Origin of the sequence: uncultured Vibrio sp., assembly GCF_947488985.1 — a bacterium.
Lineage (GTDB): Bacteria > Pseudomonadota > Gammaproteobacteria > Enterobacterales > Vibrionaceae > Vibrio.
The window spans coordinates 1-5,949 of record NZ_CANLBV010000138.1; the positions used below are offsets into that span (position 1 = coordinate 1).

General features: G+C 43.3%; 5 protein-coding genes and 2 pseudogenes. 6 read left to right on the plus strand and 1 reads right to left on the minus strand.

The genetic code is table 11. The features are described from left to right. The 3 genes and pseudogenes from Q1A70_RS18435 to Q1A70_RS18445 all read left to right on the plus strand — a co-directional run. A pseudogene (locus Q1A70_RS18435) lies at window positions 1–103 on the plus strand (IS630 family transposase); the annotation flags it as partial. A 239-nt stretch (window positions 104–342) separates the two neighbouring features. Beyond that, window positions 343–1,369 (plus strand): annotated as a pseudogene (locus tag Q1A70_RS18440) (IS630 family transposase). Between the two features lie 239 nt (window positions 1,370–1,608). After that, a complete protein-coding gene (locus tag Q1A70_RS18445) occupies window positions 1,609–1,998 on the plus strand; it encodes a DUF1294 domain-containing protein (protein ID WP_299695089.1) in 390 nt (129 codons plus the stop codon). A gap of 52 nt (window positions 1,999–2,050) precedes the next feature. Here Q1A70_RS18445 and Q1A70_RS18450 read toward each other — a convergent pair whose 3' ends face one another. Next, window positions 2,051–2,635: a LysE family translocator gene (locus tag Q1A70_RS18450; RefSeq protein ID WP_299695092.1), complete on the minus strand. Its 585-nt coding sequence runs from the start codon at window positions 2,633–2,635 to the stop codon at window positions 2,051–2,053. A 141-nt stretch (window positions 2,636–2,776) separates the two neighbouring features. On the opposite strand from Q1A70_RS18450, the gene Q1A70_RS18455 reads away from it, so the two are divergent. The 3 genes from Q1A70_RS18455 to Q1A70_RS18465 all read left to right on the plus strand — a co-directional run bounded on the left by Q1A70_RS18455 (window position 2,777) and on the right by Q1A70_RS18465 (window position 5,770). Next, complete coding sequence (locus Q1A70_RS18455) at window positions 2,777–3,217, plus strand: Lrp/AsnC family transcriptional regulator (RefSeq protein ID WP_299695095.1); 441 nt, start codon at window positions 2,777–2,779, stop codon at window positions 3,215–3,217. Between the two features lie 26 nt (window positions 3,218–3,243). Then, window positions 3,244–4,173 carry a LysR family transcriptional regulator gene (locus Q1A70_RS18460; RefSeq protein ID WP_299695098.1) on the plus strand — a complete coding sequence of 310 codons (930 nt, stop codon included), beginning with the start codon at window positions 3,244–3,246 and terminating at the stop codon, window positions 4,171–4,173. 376 nt (window positions 4,174–4,549) lie between these two features. Then, window positions 4,550–5,770, plus strand: a complete 1,221-nt coding sequence (locus Q1A70_RS18465; protein WP_299695101.1) for a tetratricopeptide repeat protein — start codon at window positions 4,550–4,552, stop codon at window positions 5,768–5,770. The last annotated feature ends 179 nt before the right edge of the window (window positions 5,771–5,949 follow it).

The following is a 5,949-nucleotide window of genomic DNA, read 5'->3' on the forward strand; positions in this document are numbered from 1 at the left end:
AATAGAGCAATTTTTTACTGTGACTCTTCCAGAGATCGCAGGCTCTTTGGCATCTCGAATTAATGATAACTTTCAAGCTCTCAAGCCAGCATCTTCAAGTTGAACGAGTATATACTAAAAGCAGTGTGATGCTAAATTCTCGTAAGATATACAATATCAGGGTTTGGTCACAGGTAGCTATTTCTATGTCATTACTGAGGGAACTTCAAGAAGATTCCTTGAAAAATAATTGTCGAGTCGATGACACTTGTTATCAAGTTGTATAAGGCCTCAACTTACTAGACGCTACACAGATACCCTAGTGATCATTGAAGATGCTTGATTTTCGATGAAATCAGGATCATGCTACGTACTATGAAAATAATATTTACTCCTTAACAAAAAACAGCAACTCGAAAAGATGCACGATTCAACTCGTGATGGTCGAGTGCGTGACTGCATCAAAGCGGTTTTACTAACGTCTGAGGGTTGGAGTCAGACAATGATTTCTCAAGCGCTTCGTATTCACGAATTGGCCGTTGCTCGTCACCTCTGTGATTATGTTCTTTCTGAAAAATTTAAGCCTGAAAACGGTGGTAGCCAAAGCCGACTTTCTGTAGAGCAAACTATGCAACTTATCAGCCTCTGGCTGAGAAAACGTACTTTCACACCCACCAAATTGTCGCTTATGTACAAGCTGAGTTTGGCATCCTCTATACCGTTACTGGCATGAACAAATGGTTACATCACCATGGTTTTTTATATAAGAAGCCAAAAGGTGTGCCGCACAAGTTTAGTCCAGAGATGCAGCAAGCCTTTATCGAGCACTACAATAAGACGCTAAAAGACAGTGAAGCCCTGTGTTGTTCATGGATGCTGTTCATTCTACTCAGTCAACAAAACTCAGTTATGGTTGGATACGAAAAGGCCAAGACAAAGTGATTAAGACAGCGGGTGGTCGAACTCGTCTTAATATTATCAGTGTGTTACCACTTCAAAATATTGGCGCAACCGTGGACACGATAAACAGCGAGAGCATCGTACGCTTCTTCTGGAAGCTCAAAAAAGAGCATTACCCGTTGGAGCAAAAAGTTCACTTAGTTCTTGATGGCGCAGCCTATCATCAGTCAGAACTGGTAAAAATGCGGTAAAAGTGCTCAATATCGAGCTTCATTACTTACCACTTTACAGTCCAAATTTGAATCCAATAGAGCGGCTTTGGCAAGTAATGAATGAGCATGTGAGGAATAATATTTACTTCTCCTCCAAGCCTGAATTTACTTTAGCCATCAAAGACTTTTTCGATGTAACGCTACCAGAAGTTGCAGGCTCACTCGTATCCAGGATTACGGATGATTTTCAAGTTTTGAAACCTGAATCTCCAAGTTGAACAGGTATAGCATTAGATGTGGAACAGATAAGTTGAGGGAAATTAATGTCCATATAGTACCTCCGAGCAAAGTTACTATTAGATCAGAAATTTAATGAATTTGGTATAATACAGTTCAAATAGATAACTTTGGAGATCGGAAAGTCGCTTAGTGAAGTGTCCAGCTTGACTGGAGTAGATCATCCTTATCAAAATTTACAGGGCGTATACAGTATGTGAGCTGTTGCCCAAAAGGAGTCGTGTTGTCTTCATCTATTCAAATCGTTATCACCTATCTGGTTCTGATGGCGGTGTCTGCGTTGTTTGTAGAAAGTTCTAAAGTGGTGTTGGTGTGGTATTTGGTTATCGGATTAGTGACGTTTTTTGTGTACGCGAAGGACAAGCGAGCAGCGATAAATGGCAACTGGCGTGTGCCAGAGAAAACCTTGCACATTTTGTCTGTTGCTGGTGGTTGGTTGGGGGCTTTGATTGCGCAAGATAAGCTGCGTCATAAAACGCAAAAGCAGCCGTTTAGGGCAATTTATTGGGTGACATTGGTCATCAATGTAGCAGCGTTTTTATGGACATTAACCCCGACCGGGCAGGCGACGTTTGGGCATTGGCTTAGCGAGGTTATTGGATACTTGTAATGAAATTGATGGCTAGTAATCACTTACTAACCATCATAGGGAAGCTATCTGGTTACAACATCGGAATCGTTGAGGCTAATAGCAAGCCTGCCATACCGTAGTTAAAGCTTTTGATGCGGATGGGTGTTGTTAGCCAATGTTGCAGTTGCTTGCCTGCTGCCGTCCAGAATGTCACTGATGGCAAATTAGCTAACGTGAAAATGGCTGCGATGATCGCAAGCTCCCACCATGAATTTCCACTGCTATAAACTGAAATCGCCGTCAGAGCCATTGACCAACCTTTCGGGTTCACCCACTGAAAACTGGCCGCGCCTAAAAAGGTCATCGGCTTATACGCTTCGGTACTTTTGGCTTTGCCGCTCAATGCTATTTTAATCGCAAGATATACTAGGTAAGCAATGCTCAAGTATTTCAATATTTGGTGTGTCACTGGGTATGCATTGAAAATCCCCATTAAACCGAAGCCAACCAACAGCAACATGGCTGCAAACCCTAGAGCAATGCCAAGCATGTGCGGAATGGTACGAGCAAAGCCAACATTCGCACCTGATGTCATGAGCATGATGTTATTCGGACCCGGCGTGAAGGTCGAGACAAACGCAAACAAGGCAAGTGCGCTAAGTTGTTCTAAAGGCATAATGGTTCTCCAGCAATAAAATGAACGACGTGACTGACCGAACATGACTTTCACGTGTTGAGAAACATAGTAGGTGGAAAGTGAGGCAATTATGTGCTTTTATTTCCTCTTTTATCACTTAATGCACAATAATAAGTACCTATGGATAGATTTGACGAAAGGATATTGCAAGAGCTTAAATTGGACGGCAGAATCTCCAATATTGAGCTTTCAGAACGAATTGGTTTGTCGGCTTCAGCGACCTTAAGACGAGTACAAGATCTTGAGCGCAAAGGCATCATCCAAGGTTACCGCGCGGTTTTAGATAACGGCTTGATGGGCGTTGGTTTTATTGCCTACGTTTCGATTGGTTTATCGAGCCACAGAAAAGCGGCTCAGTTGGAATTTGAACAACACGTCAGTATGGAAAAAGAGGTGGTGGAATGTCACAACATCACTGGTGCTAACGAGTACTTGTTAAGAGTCGAAACCAAAGATCTACCGGGCTACAAGAAGTTTCATGCCGATGTGCTTGGGGAATGTGCTCAGGTGCAATCTATTACGACTATGGTTGTGATGGATACCCCTAAAGACGAACGCTAATCGAGTTTTATTGCAGGAGAGGCGCAGTGCCCAATACTAATCAATTGTTATTGTTCTTAGATGTGGTTCAACAAGGGTCGTTCACCAAAGCGGCAACCTTGCATGATATGGACAATTCATCACTCTCTAAACAGATAAAAAAGCTTGAGCAAGACTTAGGTGTTCAGCTGCTTAACCGCTCTACGCGCTCGTTTTCTTTGACGTCAGCGGGAGAAGATATTCTTGCGCAAACTTATGTATTGAAAGACACCATCAATCAAATTCAAGGTATTGCAGATTCCTATCAGTCTGAACCTAAAGGCGTGCTGCGAATTACGTCGCCAATCTATTTTGGTCAGCAATATCTGCAACCTATCATCACTCAGTTTATGAGAAAGTATCCAGATGTTCAGATCGTACTTTCACTGGACGACAAGATTGCCAATATCATCGCAGGGCAGTTTGATATCGCGTTTCGCTTCAGTAAGCTCGTTGAATCGAATTTGATTGCGAAAAAGATTGCTGACAGTAACTTCATGTTGGTCGCGTCGAACGATTTTGTTAATCAGCACGGTGAACCTAAGACACCACAAGATTTGCTAGCTTTGCCTGCGGTGATTTATACCAATGGCGATATGACGGTCGATCATCTGCGTATCAGTGAAGAGCCGCATGGCAGCACTTTCCAAAGCCTGACGATTCGTGGCAACTATAAGGTGAGTGATGTTCGTACCATGGTGTCTTGTGTGAAAGATGGCTTGGGTTATGGTTTCCTTGACCAATCAAACCTGTATGCCTCAATGAAAGAGCTTGGCTTAGTCACCTTGCTACCGGATTACCCGATTTCTACAATCGATACCGCGATTTATGCTGTCTATCCACACCGTAAGCAGACGAAGCTGGTTAAAGAATTCATCACTACGGTTCAAGACTATATAGGCTCTCCGACCATTTGGGAGAAGATGCAGCAAGGTTAGTTTCTGGTTTTCTTAATTGCTCAGTTACTTAGTTAACCAGTTTATTCGTTGTTTAGTAAGGCTCATCGATGAAGCGGCTAGGCTATTAGGCGTGGCCTTGCAGCGCAATACGTTAACCGGCTAACCATCACAAACTAGAGCGTAATCAGTCAGTTGTATAAATAGCCTATATTGGAGTAAGATCACACCATTAATGGCGGACATACGGATTGGCCTAAGTGGACTTTTTATCGTTATCTATTCCTGAGATACTAATGTAGTTTTCAGGTGGGACGCTTTTCTATTGCACTTGTCCTTGTAGTAAGAAACACACTATTCACTTTAGGGTGGTGGCTTCCCTGTGGAGGGCGGTGATTGGCTGAGGTAAACATATTTTATGAGTACAATGGGAATCGCAATTGGTGCGACCGCGCTTTCGTTAATACTTGTCGCCGTTTGGTTGTTCTCTTTATCGCTAAGAAAGCAGCATTTGGAGCAAGAACGTAAAGCTCGTGCTGCCGCTTATCGAAAAGCGATTGAGAAAGCACGAATACAAGAGCAAAAAGAGCGCCAATTTAAAGCTGAAACGGGTCATGTGCCGTCGATTCTATTTTTGGCTAAAGAGGCAGAACGCAACAATATTAAGGAAGCGCTCTATTGGTACGATAAGGCGGCTCACTTAGATAATATCAACGGCATGTACGGTATTGTACGCTTGAGTCAAAAGCGCAAGGACGATCCGATCTTGAGGGAACAAGCCAGGTTTTGGCAGCTGGCGATATCGGCTTTAGAGAATGATATGTCGGCGAAATTTGAGATGGGTAAAGCGCTGGTTTTTGGCCGAGGGACGGTTAAGAATATTCCCAAGGGCTACGCTCAGATTGAAGAAACTGCGAATGGCGGCAACACGGATGCAATGCTATTGATGGGCGACTGGTGTCTCGATAAAGGCAACCCTGACTATTCTGCCGAAAGTTCGGTGGAGTGGTATCGCAAGGCTGCTGAAAAAAATCACTTAGGCGGCAAGATCAAACTCGGCATGAGTTATTTAAATGGTGTTGGTGTTGAGGCTAATCATGGTGAGGCGGTGTATTGTTTTGAAACTGCGGCAGAAAAGAACAGTGCCGAAGCGATGTACAGAGCAGGTGAAGCTTGGATAGACCATGGTGAACACGGCAATGCGATCGCGTATATCTGGTTATTCTTATCCGCCCATTTCGGTTATTCAGAGGCAAAACAGCTGAGAGATAAGGTCGGAGGGGATCTTGGTGTGGATGCGGTGGTCGGCCTACAATCTCTGACTAAGCCGATAATGACCAAGCTCACTCAACAAGCTATTACGAAGCATTCAATCATTAAAGCTCTTAATAAGCTCTACAAGCGCAATATACCGATTCCTAAGAAAGTGAAAGAAGCGTCTGATGAAGATGGTGAGACATTAAACGTAGATGCGAGCCATTTAGATAACCAAACGGCGAGTGCTCAAGGTACGAATGTTGATTACAGCCAGCAAGCTAATACTGAACAAGCATCAACAGAGAGACAAGCGACCCCAAATAGCGCTCCTCTAGACTTCAGTCAGTCTTCGGTTAAGTCTAACTGGAACAGAAACCAGTAAGTGAGCTCATTGGCTTGATAGGTTTCCCTATGGAGTAAATGATTGAGAACTACAGTTTTAGCTTTAACCACGAAAGTCAGACAAATAAAAAGGGAAGCCAATGCACTAATGCCGATCAGTTAAGACAATAATCGGCAGATCAGTTGAATGATCCTACCAACATGTAAAAATCCGATAGA

Coding starts and splice junctions, on each gene's coding strand:
- Q1A70_RS18465 (WP_299695101.1), top strand. CDS start 4,550: ATGAGTACAATGGGAATCGCAATTGGTGCGACCGCGCTTTCGTTAATA.
- Q1A70_RS18450 (WP_299695092.1), bottom strand. CDS start 2,635: ATGCCTTTAGAACAACTTAGCGCACTTGCCTTGTTTGCGTTTGTCTCG.
- Q1A70_RS18455 (WP_299695095.1), top strand. CDS start 2,777: ATGGATAGATTTGACGAAAGGATATTGCAAGAGCTTAAATTGGACGGC.